1 protein-coding gene is annotated in these 607 nt (G+C 65.7%); it reads right to left on the minus strand.

Annotation, left to right across the window (positions count from 1 at the left end; all coding sequences use genetic code 11):
* Positions 1 to 297, minus strand: a 297-nt coding sequence (locus FRC98_RS22200; RefSeq protein WP_146983509.1) for a (deoxy)nucleoside triphosphate pyrophosphohydrolase, incomplete at its 3' end; no start/stop codon positions are given.
* Between the last annotated feature and the right edge of the window lie 310 nt (positions 298 to 607).

Raw genomic sequence — 607 nt, forward strand, 5'->3', positions numbered from 1 at the left:
GTGCTCGGTCAGCACCGGCGTTCCGGAGAGCAGCCCGCAGTAGAACGTGGTCAGCGCGACGATTCCGAAGTCGTATTCGCGAGTGGTCGTGGTGATCAGCTCGCCTACGGCCACTTCGCACTCAAGCTCTTCGGTGATCTCTCGCGCGAGCGCATCGCGAGGAGTCTCGCCGGCCTCGATCTTGCCGCCGGGAAACTCCCACATCCCGGGCAAGGCTCCGCCGGGTCCGCGCTGGGCGCACAGGATCAGACCATCGCGCACGATGACCGCGCCGACGACATTGATCTGTTTCTTCACTGCTGATCCTTCTTGGCGGCTGATCGATTCCAGAGGCTCTTCTTCTCCGGCTGGTTCACCGGGACTGTTGCGCGGGGTGGCGGAGGCGGGAGCGTCTGCCGGTGCGGCGGCGTGAGCATCCGGAGCGCTCGACCCGTTCCAGGTGTCAGGGGGCTGAACGTCGGCAGCTTCGCGACGGGTGGCCAGGGCACTGCGGCCCGCGCTCACCACCAGGATGACTGAGAACACGATCACAAGGAGCGCCGGGATCAGCACCTCGAGAATGCTATTGCTGAGCTGGAGTTCGACCCGGCGGGCGAAGACGCTGCCG

The sequence above is a fragment of the Lujinxingia vulgaris genome, from assembly GCF_007997015.1.
Taxonomy (GTDB): Bacteria; Myxococcota_A; Bradymonadia; order Bradymonadales; family Bradymonadaceae; genus Lujinxingia; species Lujinxingia vulgaris.